The following is an 18,736-nucleotide window of genomic DNA, read 5'->3' as shown; positions in this document are numbered from 1 at the left end:
GGTTCAGGGGCCCGCGGGGTCTGCGGCCGACCGTACGGCGGCGGCCATGTGGCGGCCGACGCGGCGGACCAGCAGCGCCATCTCGTGGGCGAGCTGTCCGACGTCCGTCTGCACCTCGCTCAGGACGGCCAGCCGGCTGCCGTCGCCCGCCGGGGTGATGAAGAGGTAGGCGTCGTCGAGCATCACCATGGTCTGGCGCACCTCCCCCGCGGCGAAACGTTCACCGGCCGAGCGGGCCAGGCTGTGGAAGCCGGAGCAGACGGCGGCGAGGTGCTCGATGTCCCGTCGGCGCATGCCGTCCGAGCAGCTCAGCGGGAGGCCGTCGGCGGTGAGGAGCACGGCCTGGCGGACGTGGTCGGTCCTGGCCACGAGGTCGTCGAGCAGCCAGCCGAGGTCCGTGCCTGGCGGTTCGGGGGTGCTGCCCGGGGGCTCGGGGGCCCGGTCGGAGGGCTCGGGGGTCTGGTCACGGAGCATCGTCGGCGTCCGTCCCTTCCTCGGTGTCGGTTCGCCGCTCGGAGCCGGGCCCGGTGGGCAGGCCCTTGCGGCCGCGGTCGAGGCCGCGCTGGAAGGCGCCGAAGACCGCGCGGACCTCCTCGGCGGTGACCTCGCGCTCCGGGTGCGCGTCGGCTGCCGGGCCCTCGGTGCGCAGTTCGGGGGCGAGGGAGGTCTGCCGGACGCGGGTGGGCAGCGCGGGCGGGCCCGCGGCGGGAGCGCTCTGCGGTGCACGGTCCGCGTGCCGCTCAGGTGCCTCCCTCTGTTCCTCGAGGACCGCGGCGCCCTTCCGGGAGATCTCGAAGGCCCGGGACGTCTCGAAGGCCCGGGACGTCTCGGAGGTCCGGGAAGTCTCGGAGGTCCGGGAAGTCTCGGAGGTCCGGGAGGTCCGGGAGGGAAGCGTCCGCCGGTCCGTGTCCGCCACCTGCTCCGGCCGCTCGGGGTCGACCGGCGCGAGGACCGCCTCCGGCAGCAGCACCACCGCCGTCGTACCGCCGTACGGCGAGCGGCACAGCGTGACCTCGATGCCGTGCCGTGCGGCGAGCCGCCCCACCACGTACAGCCCGAGCCGGTCGTGCCGGGTCGGGTCGAAGTCGTCCGGCGTGGTGAGGGTGCGGTGGGCCTCCTCGATCTGTTCGGGTTCGAGACCGAGGCCCCGGTCGTCGATCTCCAGGACGAACCCGCCCCCGGCCCGGCCGGTGCGCAGGGTGACCTGCGTCCGGGGCGGCGAGAACACGGTGGCGTTCTCGACGAGTTCGGCGATCAGATGGACGACGTCGGCGACGGCGTCCGCCGCCACACCCACCTCCGGCATCGGCGGGACCACGACGCGCGCGTACTCCTCGATCTCGCTCACCGCGGAGGCCACCACGCGGGCGACGGGCACGGGCCGGCGCCATCTGCGGCCGGGCGCCGCGCCGGAGAGGATGATCAGGCTCTCCGCGTGGCGCCGCATCCGGGTGGTGAGGTGGTCGATCCGGAACAGGTCGTCCAGGACGTCCGGGTCTTCGGTGCGTCGCTCCAGCGTGTCGACGAGTTTGAGCTGGCGGTGGACGAGGGCCTGGTTGCGGCGGGCGATGTTGAGGAGCACCGCGAACAGCCCGCGGCGCAGGGTGGCCTGCTTGACGGCGGCCTCGACGGCCGCGAGGCGGGCGGTGTTGAAGGACCGGCCGACCTGGCCGATCTCGTCGGCTCCCGCCTCCCCGTCGGCCAGGGGCGGCGCCTCGGTGGCGGCGTCCACGTCCTCGCCCGCGCTCAACCGCCGCATCACGTCGGGCAGTTGGCGGGCGGAGAGGAGGTCTGCGGCGTCCCGGAGGGTCTCCAGGCGGCGCGAGATGCGCCGGGCGCCACGCACGGCGAACCACAGGGACAGTCCCACGGCGGCGAGTCCGAGTACGCCGACGATCGCCGCCTTGGCCAGCTCCCGGTAGGCGAAGGCCCGTCCGCGTTCGGCGGAGTTGACGGCCGACCGCGTGCACAGCTGCATGTACCGCTTGACGGCCCGGTCGGTGGTGGTGCGCCAGGAGCCGGCCGCGACGGCCTCCCCCGCGCCCCGTGCGCCCGCCCGCAGCAGGGCGTCCTCGCCCCGGGTCAACTCCCGGTACAGGGAGCCGCGCTGGAACTCCTCGAAGAGGGCGCGCGAGTCGGCGGGAAGGTCGGGCACATACGTCCGCTCGAAGACCCGGCGGTCCTCGATCGTCGCGGTGAGCGTGTCGTACTGGCGGTCGGTGAGCGATCCGGCGGCCCGCGCCCCGGCGACGAGGGCGTCCTCCCGCGAGACGAACTCCCTCACCCGCACCAGTTCGATGACGACCTGGGCCTCGCGCGCCAGCTGTCCGGCCTGCAGCGCGGTGAGGGCGGACTGGACGTCGAAGCCCGGCTCCACGAGGGCGCCGTACTCGGTGACCGCCCGGTCCCAGCTGATGGCGCGGGACAGCACCCGCTCCCGCAGCCCCTCCAGCCCGTCGAAGGAGCGCAGCACGGCGTCGAGCACCTGCCGCTGTCTGCCGGAGAGCCGTCCGCGGTCGCCGTCCCGGATCGCCGTCCGCATGGCGGTCACGGCGCGGTCGGTGCGGCGCTGCTGTTCCATCAGGTCGAGGGCCGCCGCCGTGCCGTGGTCCGCGCCCAGGTAGGCGGCCGCGAGCCGCCGTTCGATCTGGACCTGGCCGACCGCCGTGTCGACCGGGGTCCCGAAGTCGTCGTACACCCCCTGGACCCGGACGAGCGCGCGCAGTTCGCCGGTGACGGACACCATGGCGAAACTCCACAGCACCATGAGGGCGACCACCGGTGCGAGCGCGAGCGCCACGATGCGCGTACGGACCGTGGTGGGGCGGCCGAAGGACCAGCGCATGGATTCCCCAGGACGACGGGACGGTTGGTGGCCGGGCGACGGTTGGGTGGCCATCGGTGTTACTCGCTGGTAGCGGGCGCGGATCAACCTACGGGATGGCGCGCCCGCACCGCAATGGCTTCCTGGACCGACGCTCGGTTCAGTGCGGGAACGTGCCCGGCCGGTCGGCGCGGTCGGCGGCGTCGGCGCGAGGCACGGCGAAGGTGGTGACGACCGCGGCGTGGTCCGAGGGCCAGTCGTTGTCGGCTACGTCGGGCCAGGGTCGCGGCGTGCCGGTGACGAGCGCCCGGGAGTCGAGCACGGTCAGCCCCCGGTGCAGCACGAAGTCGATCCGGTCCTGCGGCTCGGGCCGCCCGCTGCCGTCCTCGTGCTCCACGTGGATCGGCGACCAGGTGTGTCCGGGCTCCCGCACGGGGTCGGGGTGGGCCTCACGGTAGGAGTCGCGCAGGCCGGCCTCCTCGGCGGCCCTGGTCACAGGCCACTCGACGTCCGGCCAGTCCAGGTGCGAGGGCGCGTTGAAGTCACCGACCAGGACCACGGGCACGGCCTCGGTCGCGGACTCGGTGATCCGCCGCAGGATCTCCCGCATCTGCTCCAGCCGGACACCCTCGTGGGCGATCAGCTCGGCCGCCGGGAGCCCGTCGAAGCGGGCCTCGTAGGGGCCGTACGGCGTGTAGTCGAGGTGGGCGCTCCAGACGTCCACCTCCTGGCCGCCGTCCAGCCGGACGCGCACTCCGGTGCCGCCGTAGAAGCCGACGTCCGGGTCGCCGTGGCGGGCGGTGATCGGATAGCGGCTGATGACGCCGAGGTTCTCGCCGGCCCGGTGGTGGTGCCAGCCCAGGGCCTCGGCGAGAACCTGGGCCGAGGTGCCGTACGTCTCCTGGAGGCCGACCACGTCCGCGCCGGTCTCGGCGATGACCTTGAGCTGCTTCTCGCGGTGGTCGTCGACCTTCGTCCCGCCGTACCAGAGGTTCCAGCTCATCACCCGCAGCTCGCGGGGCGCGACCATGGCGCGCAGCCGGGCCGGGGTCACCTCCTCCAGGCTGGTCAGGACGGTGCGTCCGGGTACGGAGTCGATCGGCGCGAGCGAGGGCACGGCGAGCACGGCACACCCCGCGGCCTCGGCGGACGCCACGCCCGTCGCGGTGTCCTCCACGGCCACACACGCGGCGGGATCGACGCCGAGGGCGCGGCAGGCGGCGAGGTAGGGGTCGGGGGCGGGCTTGGTGCGTTCGGTGTCGTCGGCCGTGACGGAGACCGCGAAGTGTTCGGCGCCGAGGGCCGCGAGGACGGTGTCGGCGACGGCGCGCGGCGACGCGGTCACGAGGGCGGTGGGGACACCCTCGCGGACCAGTTCGCCGAGGAGCCGCAGCGCACCGGGGCGGGGCACGATGCCGGTGCGGACCCGGTGCGCGAATTCCCGGTGCAGCTCGGTGGCGATCTCCCCCGCCCCGGTGCCCGTGATCCCGCCCAGCCAGGCCGCGGTGTACTCGACGGGCCGGCCGAGCACCTCCGGCTGGTCGGCCACGGCCAGCCGGCGTCCGAGCCCGTCGGCCACCCGCTCCACCGCCTCCCACCACAGTCGCTCGGTGTCCACGAGCGTGCCGTCCATGTCGAACAGGACGGCCTGGAGGGAGAGTTGGGGGGAGGTGGCGCGGAGGGTCACGGTGCTCTCTTTCACTCGGCGTAACTCAGTGGGGGGATGCGTCTGTCAACGGGTGCGCTCGGCGACCAGCACCGGCCGTTCCGGGAGGCTCACGGTCACGGCGGCGCCCGAGCCGAGCCCGGCGGCCTCGTGCGTGGGCAGGTCGGCCTTGACCTCGGTGGCGTCCGCGAGCCGGACGGTGACGCGGGTGGCGGCGCCGAGGAAGGCGCTGGCGACGACGCGGGCGGTTCCGGCGTCGTCCGCCCGTACCCGCACCGCCTCGGGCCGCACCAGCACGTCGATCTCCGTCACGGCGGGCGCGTCCCCGTCGACCGGCAGCCGCTGTCCGAGCACCTCGGCCACGCCGGAGTCCAGCCGACCCGGAATCCGGCTCATCGTGCCGACGAACTCGGCGACGAAGGCGGTCGCGGGCCGCCCGTACAGCTCGGCGGGCGAGGCGCACTGTTCGAGCCGCCCGGACCGCATCACGGCGACGCGGTCCGCCATGGACAGCGCCTCTTCCTGATCGTGCGTCACGAACAGCGTGGTGATGCCGAGTTCCTGCTGAAGCCGGCGGATCTCCTCGCGCAGGGTGAGACGCACCTTGGCGTCCAGGGCGGAGAGGGGCTCGTCGAGCAGCAGCACGCGCGGACGCAGGGCGAGCGCGCGGGCCAGCGCGATGCGCTGCTGCTGGCCGCCGGAGAGCTGGTGCGGGAACCGCTCGCCCTTGTCGGCGAGGCCCACCAGGTCGAGCAGCTCGGCCGCGCGGGAACGCCGTTCGGCGGTACGCACCTTGCGCATCCGCAGCCCGAAGGCCACGTTGTCGAGGGCGCTGAGGTGCGGGAAGAGGCTGTACGACTGGAAGACCATCCCCGCGTCGCGGCGGTGGGCCGGGACCCGGGTGACGTCCTCGCCGTCGACCAGCACCTCGCCGGAGTCGGGGTGTTCGAACCCGGCGAGCATGCGCAGCGCGGTGGTCTTGCCGCAACCGGAGGGACCGAGCAGGGCGAGGAGTTCACCGGGCCGGACGCTCAGGTCGAGGCCGTCGAGGGCTACGGTCGGGCCGAACTTCCGCCGCAGGTCCCGGAATTCAACGGTGGCGGCCTTGGCGTCGGCGGCCTTCTCAAGCGTGGTGACGGTCATGGTTCATCCCTGGGAGGCGGAAGCGGAACGGGAGCGCCCGCCGAGCCCGGCGAGCGAGAGAAGCAGGGCCCAGGTGACGAGCAGGCTGAGCACGGAGACGGCGACGGAGAGCTGGGCCTGCGAGCCGCCGACGCTGTAGATCCACACGGCGAAGGGCTGGAAGCCGAGCAGCTGGGCGACGGTGAACTCGCCGAGCACCAGGGCCAGCGTGAGGAAGGAGGCGTTGAGCAGCGCACCGCGGAGATTGGGCAGCACGACCCGGACCAGCGCCTGCGGCCAGTTCGCCCCGCAGCTGCGCGCGGCCTCGACGAGGGTGCGTACGTCGACGGCGCGCAGCCCGGCGTCCAGCGCCCGGTACACGAACGGCAGCGCCATCACGACGTACGCGAGGACGAGCACCGCGGGGAAGTCCGGGTTCTGGAGGGCCACGAACGTCTCGAACAGCGGGGTGCGGGAGAGGTGCTCGGGTCCCCACTTGAGGACCGTGGCGATCCCGGCGACGAAGGCGATCGGCGGCACGACCAGCGGCAGCGAGCAGATCACCTCCACCACCGGCCGCAGCTTCGGCGCGCCGAGGCGCAGCGCGACCATCGCGGGCACCATCAGCAGCAGGACCACGACGATGGTGGCGGCGGCCAGTTCCAGCGAGAGCAGCAGGCTGGAGCCGAAGCCGTCGGCGGAGACGATCTGGCGGTACGCGTCGAAGGTGATCCCCTGGTTCGGCACGTCGACCGTGAAGATCACGGATGCGGCGAGCGGGACCAGGAAGTAGAGCCCGGCGAGGACGAGGACGATCCCGCGCCAGGGACGTACGCGTACGGACTTGTTCGCCCCGCGGGCGGGCCTTGGGACCCGAGCGGGATCGTTCAGGCTTCCAGCCATCGCGCGCTCCGTCGTTGCAGGGGCAGGTACACGGCCATGACCAGGCCCGCGATGAGGACCATGTCGAGGCTCAGGGCGAGCGCCACGTTCTCCTGGCCGACCAGGACGTTGCCGGAGATGGCGTCGGCGATCTGCAGGGTGACCAGCGGGACCGCACTGCCCACCATGGCCGCCGCGGTGGCGTACGCGGCGAAGGCGCTGCCGAAGAGCAGCACGAGGCCGCCGAGCAGGGAGGGCGTGAGGACGGGGAGGGCGACGTGCCGCCAGTACTGGATTCCGGTGGCGCCGTTGTTCTGTGCGGCCTCGCGCCACTGGGAGCGCAGGCCGTCCAGGGCGGGCGTGATGGTGAGGACCATCAGCGGGATCAGGAAGTACAGGTAGACGATGACCAGGCCCCAGAAGCTGTAGAGGTTCCAGCCCTTGTCCTTCAGGCCCAGGTGCTGGGTCAGGACACCCGCGTTGCCGAGGGTGGCGACGAACGCGAACGCCAGCGGGACGCCGCCGAAGTTGGCGAGGACGCCGGACGCGGTGAGGACCGCCTCGCGCAGGGCGCGGAAGCGGGAGGTCACCACGGCCTGGGCGAGCGGCAGTCCGAGGACGGTCGCGATGCCCGCGGAGACCGCGGACAGCTTGACGCTGCCGATCAGGGCGGTGAGGTAGGCGCCCTGGAGCGAGTCGGTCAGGTTGGCCGTGGTGTACGAGGTGGCGCCGGTCGTCTGGTCCTTGACGGTGAAGGCGCCGTTCAGCATCGCCAGGGCGGGGATGCCGAAGGCGATCGCGACGAAGACGAGCAGCGGGAGCACGGCGAGCCAGCCGGGGGCGCGGTGCCGCCGCCGCTGGGAAGCGGCGGCGGCGGGCGTCACGTCGGCCCCGGCCTCGGTGAGGACGGTGGTCATCCGGAGACGGCCTTGCCCCAGCCCTGCGCGAGGGCCGTCTTGGCCTTGGCCTGCTGGGCCTCGGTCGGGAAACTCGGCGTGCCGGAGACCGCGGGGAGCTTGGCGGCGGCGCTCTTGTCGAGGGTGCCGGCCGTCTGCATGGCGGTCATCAGGGCCGGGCGGGCGTAGCCCTTGAGCCAGAGGTTCTGGCCCTCGGTGCTGTAGAGGTACTCCTGCCACAGGCGGGCGGCCGCCGGGTGCGGGGCGTCCTTGTTGATGGCCTGGGAGTAGTACTGGGAGAACTTGCCGTCCGAGGGGACCGTGACCTTCCAGTCGACGCCCTTGGACTTGAACTCGTCGGCGTAACCGGCGTTCAGGTAGTCCCAGTCGATGCTGATCGGGGTCTCGCCCTTCTCGACGGTGGCCGGGGTCGACTCGACGGGCGTGTAGTTGCCGTTCTTCTTCAGCTTGGCGAAGAAGTCCAGGCCGGGCTGGATGTCGTCGAACGAACCGCCGCTTGCGAGTGAGGCCGCGTAGACGCCGCCGAAGGCCGAACCGGACTTGGTGGGGTTGCCGTTGAGGGCGACCTGACCCTTGTACTCCGGCTTGAGCAGGTCCTTGAAGGTCTTCGGGCACTCCTTGACCCTCTTGGCGTCGCAGCCGATGGAGATGTAGCCGCCGTAGTCGTTGAACCAGCGGCCCTGCGCGTCCTTCTGCCCCTCGGGGATGTCGGCGAAGCCGGTCACCTTGTACGGCGCGAGCAGCCCCTGCTGGGCGGCGCTGAGCGCGAACGAGCTGCCCAGGTCGAGGACGTCCGGGGCGCGGTCCTGCCCCTTCCTCGACGTCACGGCGTTGATCTCGTCCTGACTGGTGCCGTCCGGGTTCTCCACCTCGATCTTGATGCCGTACTTCTTCTTGAAGCCGTCGATCAGGGCGCCGTAGTTGGCCCAGTCGCGGGGCAGCGCGATCGCGTGCAGCGTGCCCTCCTTCTTGGCGGCCTTGACCAGGGCGTCGAGGCCGCCGAAGTCCGCGGCGGAGGTCGCGGTGGCCGCGCTCTTGCCGTCGGCGGTGGTCGACTTGTCGTCGGGGGCCGCGCCACAGGCGCTGAGGGCGAGGGCGGCGGCGACGGCGAGGCCGCCGGTGAGGACGGCGGTCCTCGGCAGGAACACGGTCACGGTCTCTCCAGGAGTACGCACGAGGGTTCGGGTAGTGCGGAGAACTTGTCTGAACAAGTTGGCCCCAGTAGGCCCGCCATTGGTGTCTTGTTCGTAAACTTTGGCGAAACCGTGACCCTTGATTCTCTGCACAATCCCGGGCCGCGCAGATCACCGTCCGATCTCGATTAGGCTGGTCACGCTGTGCACAGCAGTCGAATCAGAGGGGAAGCATGCCGGCGCTACACGAGGAGATCGCCGACGAGCTGCGGCGGGCGATCGACCGCGAGGAGTACACGGTGGGCAGTCTGCTGCCCGCGGAGACGGACCTCGCGGCCCAGTACGGCGTGGCGCGCGGCACGGTCCGCCAGGCGGTCGCGGCCCTGACCGCCGAGGGCCTCATCGGCTCCCGCCAGGGCGCCCGCCGGGTGGTCCTCGCCAGCCGCCGCAGCCAGAGCTTCGCCGAACTGCGCAGCTTCGCCCAGTGGGCCCGCGCGATGGGCCGGGAGGCGACGGGACACGTCGTCGAGCAGGAGCGCCGCCCGGCGACGGCGGAGGACGCCGTACGCCTCCAACTACCCGAGAGGACACCGGTGTTGCACGTCCTGCGGGTCCGCGGCCTGGACGGCGAGCCGGTCCTCCTGGAGCGGACCGTGTACGCGGACTGGATCTCCCCCGCCGTCGAGGCCATCGAGCCCGAATGTCCCTCGGTCACCCAGCGGCTCTACGAGGACACCGGCCTGGTCTTCGCCTACGGCGAGCACGTCATCGACGCGGTGGCGGCGGGCGCCCAGGACGCCGACCTCCTCGGCGTCCGCCGCACCAGTCCCCTGCTGAGGGTCCGCCGCGTCACCACCACCCGCGAAGGCCGCCCGGTGGAATGGTCCGACGACCGCTACCGCTCGGACGCGGTGAGCTTCAGCGTCCACAACTCGATCGGCAACAACGCGCTGGCGAGGAAGACAGCGGAATGAGGCGGCTCGTAGTCGGGCCCAGGAGGCGGCTTTTAGGGGCGCGGGGCTGTGACATACAGCGGCTCCGCCGCGGGGCGCGCCCGGCCACAACGAACCCGCAGCCGCCTACGAACCCCCGCGCCCCCTACGTAGGCGATCCCGACGAAAACCGCCGCAGCAACGGAGACAAAACCAGCACCGACTTGGTCCGTTCAACGAACGGCTCCCCGGCGATCCGCTCCAACACCCGCTCGAAGTGCCGCATGTCGGAAGCGAACACCTGCACCACCGCGTCCGCCTCCCCCGTGACGGTGGACGCGGCCACCACCTCCTGATACCGCTCCAGCCCCCGCTGGATGGTCTCCGGCGAGGTGTTCCGGCGGCAGTAGATCTCGACGAACCCCTCCGTCTCCCACCCCAGCGCCGCCGGATCCACCCGCACGGTGAACCCGGTGATGGCGCCCGTGGCCCGCAGCCGGTCCACGCGGCGCTTCACGGCGGGCGCGGACAGGCCGACCAGTTGGCCGATGTCGGCGTAGGAGCGGCGGGCGTCCTCGGCGAGGGCGTGCACGATGCGTTCGTCGAGATCGTTCAGCACTGCGGGTGTTTCACTTTTCTGATGGCGCGAGACGGGAGCGGCGGTAGCCGTAACTGAAGTAGAACACGAGCCCGGCGGCCATCCAGACTCCGAAGACCACCCAGGTGACGGCCGAGAGGCTGCCCATCATCCACACGCACAGGGCGAAGCCGATCGCGGGCAGCACCGGCGACAACGGCACCCGGAAGGTGCGCCGCATCTCCGGGCGCGTCCGGCGCAGCACCACGACGGCCACATTGACCAGCGCGAAGGCGAAGAGGGTGCCGATGCTGGTGGCGTCGGCGAGCTGGCCGAGCGGGATCGCGGCGGCGAGGACACCGCAGAACAGCGAGACGATCACGGTGTTGGCGCGAGGTGCGCCGGTCTTCGGGTGGACGCGCGAGAACACCTTGGGCACCAGCCCGTCGCGGGACATGGCGAAGAGGATGCGGGTCTGGCCGTAGAGCACGGTCAGGACGACGCTGGCGATGGCGATGACGGCACCGGCGGCGAGCAGCGTGCCCCAGAAGGTCTGCCCGGTGACGTTCTTCATGATCTCGGCGAGCGCGGCCTCCGAGTCGTTGAACTTCCGCCAGGGCTTCGCGCCGACGGCGACGGCCGCGACGACGACGTACAGGGCCGTCACGATGACCAGCGAGAGCATGATCGCGCGGGGCAGGTCACGCTGCGGGTTCTTGGCCTCCTCACCCGCGGTGGAAGCGGCGTCGAAGCCGATGTACGAGAAGAACAGCGTGGCACCGGCGGCGCTGACTCCCGCCATGCCGAGCGGCATGAAGTGCTCGTAGTTGCCGGACTTGAAGCCCTGGATGCCGATCGCGCAGAACAGCAGCAGCGCGACGATCTTCACGGCCACCATGATCGTGTTGGCGCGTGCGGACTCCTTGGCGCCGCCGAGCAGGAAGGCCATGGCGAGCAGGACGACGATCAGGGCGGGCAGGTTGAAGATGCCGCCGTCGCCGGGGGGTGCGGAGAGCGCGTTCGGGATGGTGACGCCGATCGTGCCGTTGAGCAGTTCGTTGAGGTACTCGCCCCAGCCGACCGCGACGGCGGCCACCGACACGCCGTACTCCAGGACCAGACACCAGCCGCAGATCCAGGCGATCAGCTCACCCATCGTTGCGTACGCATACGAGTACGAGGAGCCGGCGACCGGGATGGTGCCCGCCAGCTCGGCGTACGAGAGGGCCGAGAAGAGCGCCGTGAGACCGGCGATCACGAAGGAGAGGGTGACCGCGGGTCCGGCCTTGGGGACGGCCTCGCCGAGGACCACGAAGATGCCGGTGCCGAGAGTGGCACCGATGCTGATCATGGTGAGCTGCCACAGCCCGAGGGAACGCCTGAGCGAGCCTCCCTCGCCCTGGCCGCCCTCGGCCACCAGGCGTTCCACGGGCTTGCGACGCATCAGGCGCGCGCCGACACCCGGGGACGGTGCGGCGGACTCTGAGCGGGACTGCGGGGGTGCGCCTTGATCGAGCACGCGGTGGCTCCTTCATCGCTGCCGGTCGATACGGCGGGGACCGGCGGCACCCCTGGCAGCAGGGACCCGCCGAGCGGGGTCCCCGCCACGCCATGTACAGCGCTTGACCCTACGAGTCCGGGCTTCACGGGCGTAATGCAGCAACCTTGCGCGTCTTCGCAAGATCGTTGCGTTCATCGCACCTCGGCGCGTGTTCGTTGCGCGGGGCCTTTCGATGGTTGCGCACGCCCCCGTACGGCCGTCCGCGGCAGGTACGCCGACGGCCCCCGTGGGCGCACCACGGGGGCCGTACGACGATGGAAAAGGTCAGCTCCAGCTGGCGTGCAGGGGCTTGCCCTCCGCGTAGCCGGCCGCGCTCTGGATACCGACGATCGCGTTCTCGGCGAACTCCTCCAGGGAGCCCGCACCCGCGTAGGTGCAGGAGGAGCGGACGCCCGCGATGATCGAGTCGATCAGGTCCTCGACGCCCGGGCGCCCCGGGTCGAGGAACATCCGCGAGGTGGAGATGCCCTCCTCGAAGAGGGCCTTGCGGGCACGGTCGTACGCCGACTCCTCGCTCGTCCGGTTGCGGACCGCGCGCGCGGACGCCATGCCGAACGACTCCTTGTACAGGCGCCCGCTGGCGTCCTGCTGGAGGTCGCCCGGGGACTCGTACGTCCCCGCGAACCAGGAACCGACCATGACGTTGGACGCGCCCGCGGCCAGCGCCATGGCCACGTCGCGCGGGTGGCGGACGCCGCCGTCGGCCCACACGTGCTTGCCGTACTTCTTCGCCTCGGCGGCGCACTCGAGGACGGCCGAGAACTGCGGCCGGCCGACGCCGGTCATCATGCGGGTGGTGCACATGGCGCCGGGGCCGACGCCGACCTTGATGATGTCCGCGCCCGCGTCGATGAGGTCCTTGACGCCCTCGGCGGCGACGATGTTGCCCGCGACGATCGGGACCTGCGGGTCGAGCGCGCGCACGGTCCTGACCGCGCTGATCATCGACTCCTGGTGGCCGTGCGCGGTGTCGATGACGAGCGTGTCGACGCCCGCGTCGAGGAGCTGCTTGGCCTTGCCCGCGACATCGCCGTTGATGCCCACGGCGGCCGCGATGCGCAGCTTGCCCCCGGCGTCGGTGGCCGGGGTGTAGAGCGTGGCGCGCAGGGCGCCCTTGCGGGTGAGGATGCCGGCGAGCTTGCCCTCGGCGTCCACGGCCGGGGCGTAGCGGCGGTTGGCACCGTCCAGCTTGTTGAACGCCTCGCGCGGCTCGATGTCGGCGTCGAGGAGCAGCAGGTCCCGGGACATGACCTCGGCCAGCTGCGTGAACCGGTCCACGCCGGTGAGGTCGGCGTCGGTGACCACGCCGACCGGGCGGCCGTCCTCGTCGACGACGACGCCCGCGTTGTGGGCGCGCTTGGGCAGTAGCGCCAGCGCGTCGGCGACGGTCTGGTGGGGCGCCAGGACGATGGGGGTGTCGAGCACCAGGTGGCGTCCCTTGACCCAGGTGACGACCTCGGTGACGACCTCGATCGGAATGTCCTGCGGGATGACCACGAGGCCACCGCGGCGGGCGACGGTCTCGGCCATCCGGCGGCCCGCGATCGCGGTCATGTTGGCGACGACCAGGGGGATCGTGGTGCCCGTGCCGTCCGGGGCGCTGAGGTCCACGCCCTGCCGGGAGCCGACCGCGGAGCGGCTGGGGACCATGAAGACGTCGTCGTACGTCAGGTCGTACGGAGGCTGGATGTCGTTGAGGAAACGCACGTGCTGCACATCCCAGTCGATCAGAGGTGGCCCCCGGACAGGTCAGCCAGGGGGAAGAGCACGTACTTCATTGTCCCACGGCGACCTGAATGTGATGCCCGGACAGATCATCCAGGCTGGTCAGGGGGCAGCTGGTCGGATCCTCCAAGGGAGAGGACGACCGACAGCGTGGCGTCGTGCTCCTGGTAGTGCCCGGTGGCCGATTCCAGCACCTCCTGGGCGATCTCCCACTCGTCGGGGCGGGTCTTGGCGTAGTGCCGCCAGCCGCTCACCAGGATGACGCGGCCCGGGCTGGCGGGTCCCCAGTCGGGGTCGCCCAGGCAGTCCGCGAGGGCGTCCCAGTTCCGGCCGAACCATTCGGGCAGGTCGAGGGCGCGGACGCAGCGTTCCATGAAGGCCGCCTTGTCGCAGACTCCGGTGAGGTCGAGCACGCTGACCTGCCATCCGACCGCACGCGCCGCGCGGAACACCTCCGCCAACGGGCCGTCCGTCATCTCAGCACCGCCCTGAACGACTTGTAGTGATCATCGGTGTAGTAGATCTCACCGCCCTGCCCGGTGACAATGCGACGGGCTCCCCGATCGTGTGCGCCGGGCGTTTTGACCGTGTACTCGTGGTAGTAGCCGCGCTGGTGCTTGGGCAGCAGGCTCTCGAAGTTCCCGAAGACGACGCCGTCCCTGGCGTACGGGAAGGGGCCGCCCTTGTCGATGAGGGCGAGCGTCGTGCGGGCCTCGGCGGGAAGCCCGGCCGCGTCGACCGTCGCCATCCCGTGGGCCCAGGACGGAAGCGCCGAACGGGCCGCCGACGGGGCTCCCGTTACCGCACCCGCCCCGGTACCGGCCGACTCCGTCGACGAGCAGCCCGTCAGGAGCACGCCGAAACACAGAAACAGCCCCACGAGCGCCCGGGGCACCCACCGCACCACGACCATGCCGCCGATGCTGCCACGCCCTCCTCCGCGCGGCGCGCCGATACCCCCGAGCGCCCCCTGACGGGTCACGGCCCGTCCGGGTCCGCCCGGTTCAGAGCGGGGCGGGGGGTCGGGCCGGCCGTCATCAGGTAGTCCGCGGCGGACGTGTCCGTCACCAGGCTGGTGACGAGCCCGGACCGCAGCACCGCGTCGATGGCGGCGGCCTTGCGCTGTCCGCCCGCGATCGCCACGACCTCGGGGATGCGCCGCAGCCGGTCGGCCTCCACGGTGATGCACCGCTCGCCCAGGTCACGGCCGACCCGCCGCCCCTCGGTGTCGAAGAGGTGCGCGGACATCTCGGCGGCGACACCGAGAGTCGCGTAGTGGTTGCGCTCCTCGTCGCTGAGCATGTCGTGCACCGTCGAGATGCCGGGCTCCCAGGAGCCGATCGACACGCAGGCGACCGTGACCTTGTCGAAGTACTCGAAGGCGCGGGCGATCCCGGTCTGGCTGCGCAGTGCGGCCGCGGTGGCCGCGTCGGGCAGCAGCATCGGCGCGTAGATGGGGTGGGCGTCGCCACCCGACACCTGCGCGGCACGCCGTACCGCCTCCACCGACCCGCGCTCCGCCGTCCCGGCGTCGTACACGCCCGTCAGCTGCACCACCGTGCACGGCGGCAGCCGGTCGAGCGCGGCCGCCATGTGGATGGTGGAGCGGCCCCAGGCCAGGCCCAGCACATCGCCCTCGTTGACCAGCTCACCGAGCAGGTCGGCGGCGACTTCGCCGAGGTTCTCGGGGTCGGGGGACTCCTCGGCATCCGCCGGGGACTCGACCACGACGGCGTGCCGCAGACCGTAGCGGGCGCGCAGCGCGTCGGAGCGCTCCGCGTCCAGCTCGGCGGGCACCCTGATCTCGATCCGCACGAGATCCCGTTCGAGGGCGGTCTCCAGGACCCGGGCCACCTTGAAGCGGCTGACGCCGAACTCCTCGGCGATCTGGATCTTGGATTTGCCCTCGAGGTAGAAGCGGCGGGCCATGGCCGCCGCCTGCACCAGCTCAGCGGGTCCCATCCGCATGGCTGACCGGCCCGCCGACATACCCGACACGGCGATCTCCTCACTGCTGTTCACACTCTGGATTCGCCGTTCATCCTTGCAGATCCGGCGTACTTGATCAGCCCTGATGGGCGGCGTTCACGTTCCCTTTGGTCAGTGGTCGCACGCCCACGCCGCATGGGCCGTCGCGCCCTGAGCCTGGGTGCGCAATGCACGTACCGCCTGGGCCGGATCAGCGGCCCCGTACACGGCTGAACCGGCGACGAAGACGTCCGCGCCCGCCTCCGCGCACCGCTCGATGGTGGACGCCGACACACCGCCGTCGACCTGAAGCCAGAGCTCGAGGCCGTGCTTGCCGATCAACTCACGGGTACGGCGGATCTTCGGCAGCATGATGTCCAGGAACGCCTGGCCACCGAAACCGGGCTCGACCGTCATGATCAGCAGCATGTCGAGCTCGGGAAGCAGGTCCTCGTACGGCTCGATGGGGGTCGCGGGCTTGAGCGCCATGGAGGCGCGGGCGCCCTTGGCCCGGATCTCGCGGGCGAGGCGCACCGGCGCGGCGGCCGCCTCGACGTGGAAGGTGACGGAACCGGCACCCGCCTCCACGTACTGGGGCGCCCACCGGTCGGGGTCCTCGATCATCAGATGGCAGTCCAGCGGCGTGCCCGTCGCACGGGCCAGGGACTCCACGACCGGCACACCGAGCGTGAGGTTCGGAACGAAATGGTTGTCCATGACGTCGACATGGAGCCAGTCCGCGCCCTCCACCGCCTGTGCCTCCTCGGCAAGACGGGCGAAGTCCGCGGACAGAATGCTGGGGTTGATCTGCACGGCCATGCCCCAAGCCTGCCATGCCCCGGGCCGGTTGCTCTCCTCGGTCCGGCTCCTGGACCAGACCTGAGACATACCGGCGCTGCGATGCCGATGCCCCGACCGGCTCCGGACGCGGCTACCGGGCGGCCCGCCGCACAGTCCGGGGCCGCCCGGTTCCTCAGCCGCGGGCGAAGGCCAGCAGGTCGGCGTCGAAGACGTCCTTGAACGGGGCGACCATCGACAGGCCGTGCGGGGCACCCGGGTACACCTTCAGCGTGGCGTCCTTGACGATTTTCGAGGACTTCTCCGCGGCCGCGACGATGGGCACGATCTGGTCGTCGTCGCCGTGCGCGATCAGGGTGGGGACGTCGAACCGCTTCAGGTCCTCGGTGAGGTCGGTCTCGGAGAACGCCTTGACGCAGTCGTACGAGCCCTTGATCCCCACCTGCAGGGACCACAGCCAGAACGCGTCCCGCGTGCCCTGGGACACCTGCGACCCGGGCCGGTTGGCACCGTAGAAGGGCACGCTGAGGTCCTCGTAGAACTGCGAGCGGTCGGTCGCGACGCCCTTGCGGATCTCGTCGAAGACCCCCAACGGCAGCCCTTCGGGGTTCGCCTCCGTCTTGAGCATCAGCGGGGGGATCGCGCCGAGGAGGACGGCCTTGGCGACCCGTCCGGTGCCGTGGCGGCCGATGTAGCGCGTCACCTCACCGCCACCGGTGGAGTGGCCGACCAGGATCACGTCGCGCAGATCGAGCGCCTCGATCAACTGCGCCAGGTCGTCCGCGTAGGTGTCCAGGTCGTTCCCGTTCCACGGCTGACCCGAGCGTCCGTGGCCGCGACGGTCGTGCGCGATCGCACGGAAGCCGTTTTCGGCCATCATGCGGACCTGGGGGTCCCAGGCGTCGGCATTCAGCGGCCAGCCATGGCTGAACACGACCGGCTGCCCCGTACCCCAGTCCTTGTAATAGATTTCCGTGTCGTCCTTCGTGGAAATGAAAGGCATGGCATATTTCTTTCGATCGAGTTACGCGCGAGATCCCTGATCGGCTGAAATGCATGACGGGAATTTCACGCTACCCGACACGCCGCTTGTCCGCGCGGTACGCCTCCAGCAGGCGGAGCCACACCTCACTCGCGGTGGGGTAGCTGGGCACGACATGCCACAGCACGGAAAGCGGCACTCTCGCGACAATGGCCGTCGTGGCGGAGTGGACGAGTTCCGCGACGCCCGAGCCGACGAACGTCGCGCCCACCACCGTGTCGGTACCCCGGTCGATGACCAGTTTGGCGCGCCCGAGGTAGTCCTCGCGCATCACATACGTGCCGGCGAGCGCTGCCATGTCGTACTCGACCGTGGCCACGTCGAGTCCCGCCGCGCGCGCCTCCCGCTCGGTCATGCCGGCCGATCCGACCTCCGGGTCGGTGAAGGTCACCTGCGGGTTGCCCCGATGTCCGTCGGCGGAGCCCGGCGCCCCGCTCCCCGCTCCGGCCGCCGGCCCTTCCGCGGCACGGGCGGCGATCGCCTCACCGGCGATCCGCGCCTGGTACTTGCCCATGTGGGTCAGCAGCGCACGTCCGCAGACGTCGCCGACCGCGTACAGCCAACGCCCGTCCACCGCCCGCACGGCCTGCTCGTCGTCGACCTCCAGAAAGCCGCCGTCGGGGCATCCCACCGACGACAGGCCGATGTCCTGGGTGCGGGGCGTACGGCCGGTGGCCAGCACCAGTTCGTCGGCGACGAGCGTGCTCCCGTCGTCCAGCCGGACGGTGACCTCGCCGCCGTGCGGCAGCCCGACTCCCGTGTCACGGGGATCGTCGCGCCGCACCTCGGTGACCGACCTGCCGGGAAGCAGCCGCACCCCCGCGGCCGTCAACTGGTCCCCCACCATGCGCCCGGCGAAGGGTTCCGCCCGGGCCAGCAGGCCGGTGCGCCGGTACACGACGCTCAACTCCTCGACGCCCAGCGCCCTCAGCCAGGTCGCCGCCTCGCACGCGACCACCCCACCGCCCAGCACGACGACCCGGCGTGGCACCTCGCGCAGATTGGTGACGTCGCGGGACGTCCACGGGCGTGCCTCGCTCATGCCGGGGATCGTCGGCACCGTGGTGCAGGAGCCCGTGTCGATCACCACCGCGTGCCGTGCGGTCAGCACACGGGTGCCGCCGGCCGCCGTCTCCACCGCCACCGAGCGCTCGCCGGCGAGCCGCCCGTACCCACGTACGACATCGATCCCGACGCCGAGCGCCCAGTCGATCTGCGAGGAGTCGTCCAGGCCGTTCACGACGGTGTCCCGGCGGGCCAGTACCGCCCGCACGTCAAGCTCGCGTCCGCTCAACAGCGAGGACACACCCGGCACATGCCGTCCACTGCCCAGCACCTCGGCCGGGCGCAACAGGGCCTTGCTGGGCATGCAGGCCCAGTACGAGCACTCGCCGCCCAGCAACTCCGCCTCGACCAGCACCGCGTCCAGACCGGAGAACTGCGTGGCGTACTGAGCCGCGTTCTCCCCGGCCGCGGCGCCGCCCAGGACGATGACGTCCCATTCGGAACGATCGGGATCCACACGCGCTGCCATCATTCACGCCCTCAAATACGAGAATGGTGAACTCGGAGGATTCGGCGATGGCTCT

General features: G+C 71.5%; 17 protein-coding genes. 1 reads left to right on the top strand and 16 read right to left on the bottom strand.

Going from position 1 to position 18,736, the window contains the following annotated elements:
• Positions 1-3: 3 nt before the first annotated feature.
• From ACIQTP_RS09675 to ACIQTP_RS09645, 7 genes are all read right to left on the bottom strand, one after another.
• Positions 4-474, bottom strand: a complete 471-nt coding sequence (locus tag ACIQTP_RS09675) for a roadblock/LC7 domain-containing protein (RefSeq protein ID WP_402047995.1) — start codon at positions 472-474, stop codon at positions 4-6.
• The gene (locus ACIQTP_RS09670) at positions 464-2,845 is read right to left on the bottom strand and encodes a nitrate- and nitrite sensing domain-containing protein (protein ID WP_403397936.1); all 2,382 of its coding nucleotides are present in this window, start codon (positions 2,843-2,845) and stop codon (positions 464-466) included. Before ACIQTP_RS09670 ends, ACIQTP_RS09675 begins: the two co-directional genes overlap by 11 nt.
• Positions 2,846-2,984: 139 nt before the next feature.
• The gene (locus tag ACIQTP_RS09665; RefSeq protein ID WP_403397934.1) at positions 2,985-4,511 is read right to left on the bottom strand and encodes an HAD-IA family hydrolase; all 1,527 of its coding nucleotides are present in this window, start codon (positions 4,509-4,511) and stop codon (positions 2,985-2,987) included.
• Positions 4,512-4,556: 45 nt separating this feature from the next.
• Positions 4,557-5,633 (bottom strand): ABC transporter ATP-binding protein, encoded by a 1,077-nt coding sequence (locus ACIQTP_RS09660; RefSeq protein WP_403397932.1) that lies wholly within the window; start codon positions 5,631-5,633, stop codon positions 4,557-4,559.
• 3 nt (positions 5,634-5,636) lie between these two features.
• The gene (locus ACIQTP_RS09655; protein WP_403397930.1) at positions 5,637-6,515 is read right to left on the bottom strand and encodes an ABC transporter permease; all 879 of its coding nucleotides are present in this window, start codon (positions 6,513-6,515) and stop codon (positions 5,637-5,639) included.
• Positions 6,500-7,411: an ABC transporter permease gene (locus ACIQTP_RS09650; protein ID WP_403397928.1), complete on the bottom strand. Its 912-nt coding sequence runs from the start codon at positions 7,409-7,411 to the stop codon at positions 6,500-6,502. Before ACIQTP_RS09650 ends, ACIQTP_RS09655 begins: the two co-directional genes overlap by 16 nt.
• A complete protein-coding gene (locus ACIQTP_RS09645) occupies positions 7,408-8,565 on the bottom strand; it encodes an ABC transporter substrate-binding protein (RefSeq protein WP_403398161.1) in 1,158 nt (385 codons plus the stop codon). Before ACIQTP_RS09645 ends, ACIQTP_RS09650 begins: the two co-directional genes overlap by 4 nt.
• A gap of 212 nt (positions 8,566-8,777) precedes the next feature.
• On the opposite strand from ACIQTP_RS09645, the gene ACIQTP_RS09640 reads away from it, so the two are divergent.
• Complete coding sequence (locus tag ACIQTP_RS09640) at positions 8,778-9,518, top strand: GntR family transcriptional regulator (RefSeq protein WP_403397926.1); 741 nt, start codon at positions 8,778-8,780, stop codon at positions 9,516-9,518.
• 124 nt (positions 9,519-9,642) lie between these two features.
• Here the strand turns inward: ACIQTP_RS09640 and ACIQTP_RS09635 are convergent, their stop codons facing one another.
• The 9 genes from ACIQTP_RS09635 to ACIQTP_RS09595 all read right to left on the bottom strand — a co-directional run bounded on the left by ACIQTP_RS09635 (position 9,643) and on the right by ACIQTP_RS09595 (position 18,684).
• Positions 9,643-10,095, bottom strand: coding sequence for an Lrp/AsnC family transcriptional regulator (locus ACIQTP_RS09635; RefSeq protein WP_015661832.1), 453 nt, complete (start codon positions 10,093-10,095; stop codon positions 9,643-9,645).
• 10 nt (positions 10,096-10,105) lie between these two features.
• The gene (locus ACIQTP_RS09630; RefSeq protein ID WP_403397923.1) at positions 10,106-11,572 is read right to left on the bottom strand and encodes an amino acid permease; all 1,467 of its coding nucleotides are present in this window, start codon (positions 11,570-11,572) and stop codon (positions 10,106-10,108) included.
• Positions 11,573-11,878: 306 nt separating this feature from the next.
• Positions 11,879-13,321 (bottom strand): GuaB1 family IMP dehydrogenase-related protein, encoded by a 1,443-nt coding sequence (locus ACIQTP_RS09625; RefSeq protein WP_403398159.1) that lies wholly within the window; start codon positions 13,319-13,321, stop codon positions 11,879-11,881.
• Positions 13,322-13,428: 107 nt separating this feature from the next.
• Positions 13,429-13,815, bottom strand: coding sequence for a barstar family protein (locus tag ACIQTP_RS09620; RefSeq protein WP_403397921.1), 387 nt, complete (start codon positions 13,813-13,815; stop codon positions 13,429-13,431).
• On the bottom strand, positions 13,812-14,252 hold the full coding sequence (locus ACIQTP_RS09615) for a ribonuclease domain-containing protein (protein ID WP_403398156.1): 441 nt from the start codon (positions 14,250-14,252) through the stop codon (positions 13,812-13,814). Before ACIQTP_RS09615 ends, ACIQTP_RS09620 begins: the two co-directional genes overlap by 4 nt.
• Positions 14,253-14,317: 65 nt before the next feature.
• A complete protein-coding gene (locus tag ACIQTP_RS09610; protein ID WP_402047969.1) occupies positions 14,318-15,361 on the bottom strand; it encodes a sugar-binding transcriptional regulator in 1,044 nt (347 codons plus the stop codon).
• Positions 15,362-15,439: 78 nt separating this feature from the next.
• Positions 15,440-16,126 (bottom strand): ribulose-phosphate 3-epimerase, encoded by a 687-nt coding sequence (gene rpe / locus ACIQTP_RS09605; RefSeq protein WP_403397919.1) that lies wholly within the window; start codon positions 16,124-16,126, stop codon positions 15,440-15,442.
• Between the two features lie 154 nt (positions 16,127-16,280).
• Positions 16,281-17,108 carry an alpha/beta fold hydrolase gene (locus ACIQTP_RS09600; RefSeq protein ID WP_403397917.1) on the bottom strand — a complete coding sequence of 276 codons (828 nt, stop codon included), beginning with the start codon at positions 17,106-17,108 and terminating at the stop codon, positions 16,281-16,283.
• A 70-nt stretch (positions 17,109-17,178) separates the two neighbouring features.
• Positions 17,179-18,684: a dihydrolipoyl dehydrogenase family protein gene (locus ACIQTP_RS09595; RefSeq protein WP_403397914.1), complete on the bottom strand. Its 1,506-nt coding sequence runs from the start codon at positions 18,682-18,684 to the stop codon at positions 17,179-17,181.
• Positions 18,685-18,736: the final 52 nt, after the last annotated feature.

It is taken from the genome of Streptomyces sp. NPDC090798, from assembly GCF_044768965.1.
Taxonomy (GTDB): Bacteria; Actinomycetota; Actinomycetes; order Streptomycetales; family Streptomycetaceae; genus Streptomyces.
The sequence above is the reverse complement of the archived record's forward strand: the minus strand, read 5'-3'. Positions and strand labels throughout refer to the sequence as shown.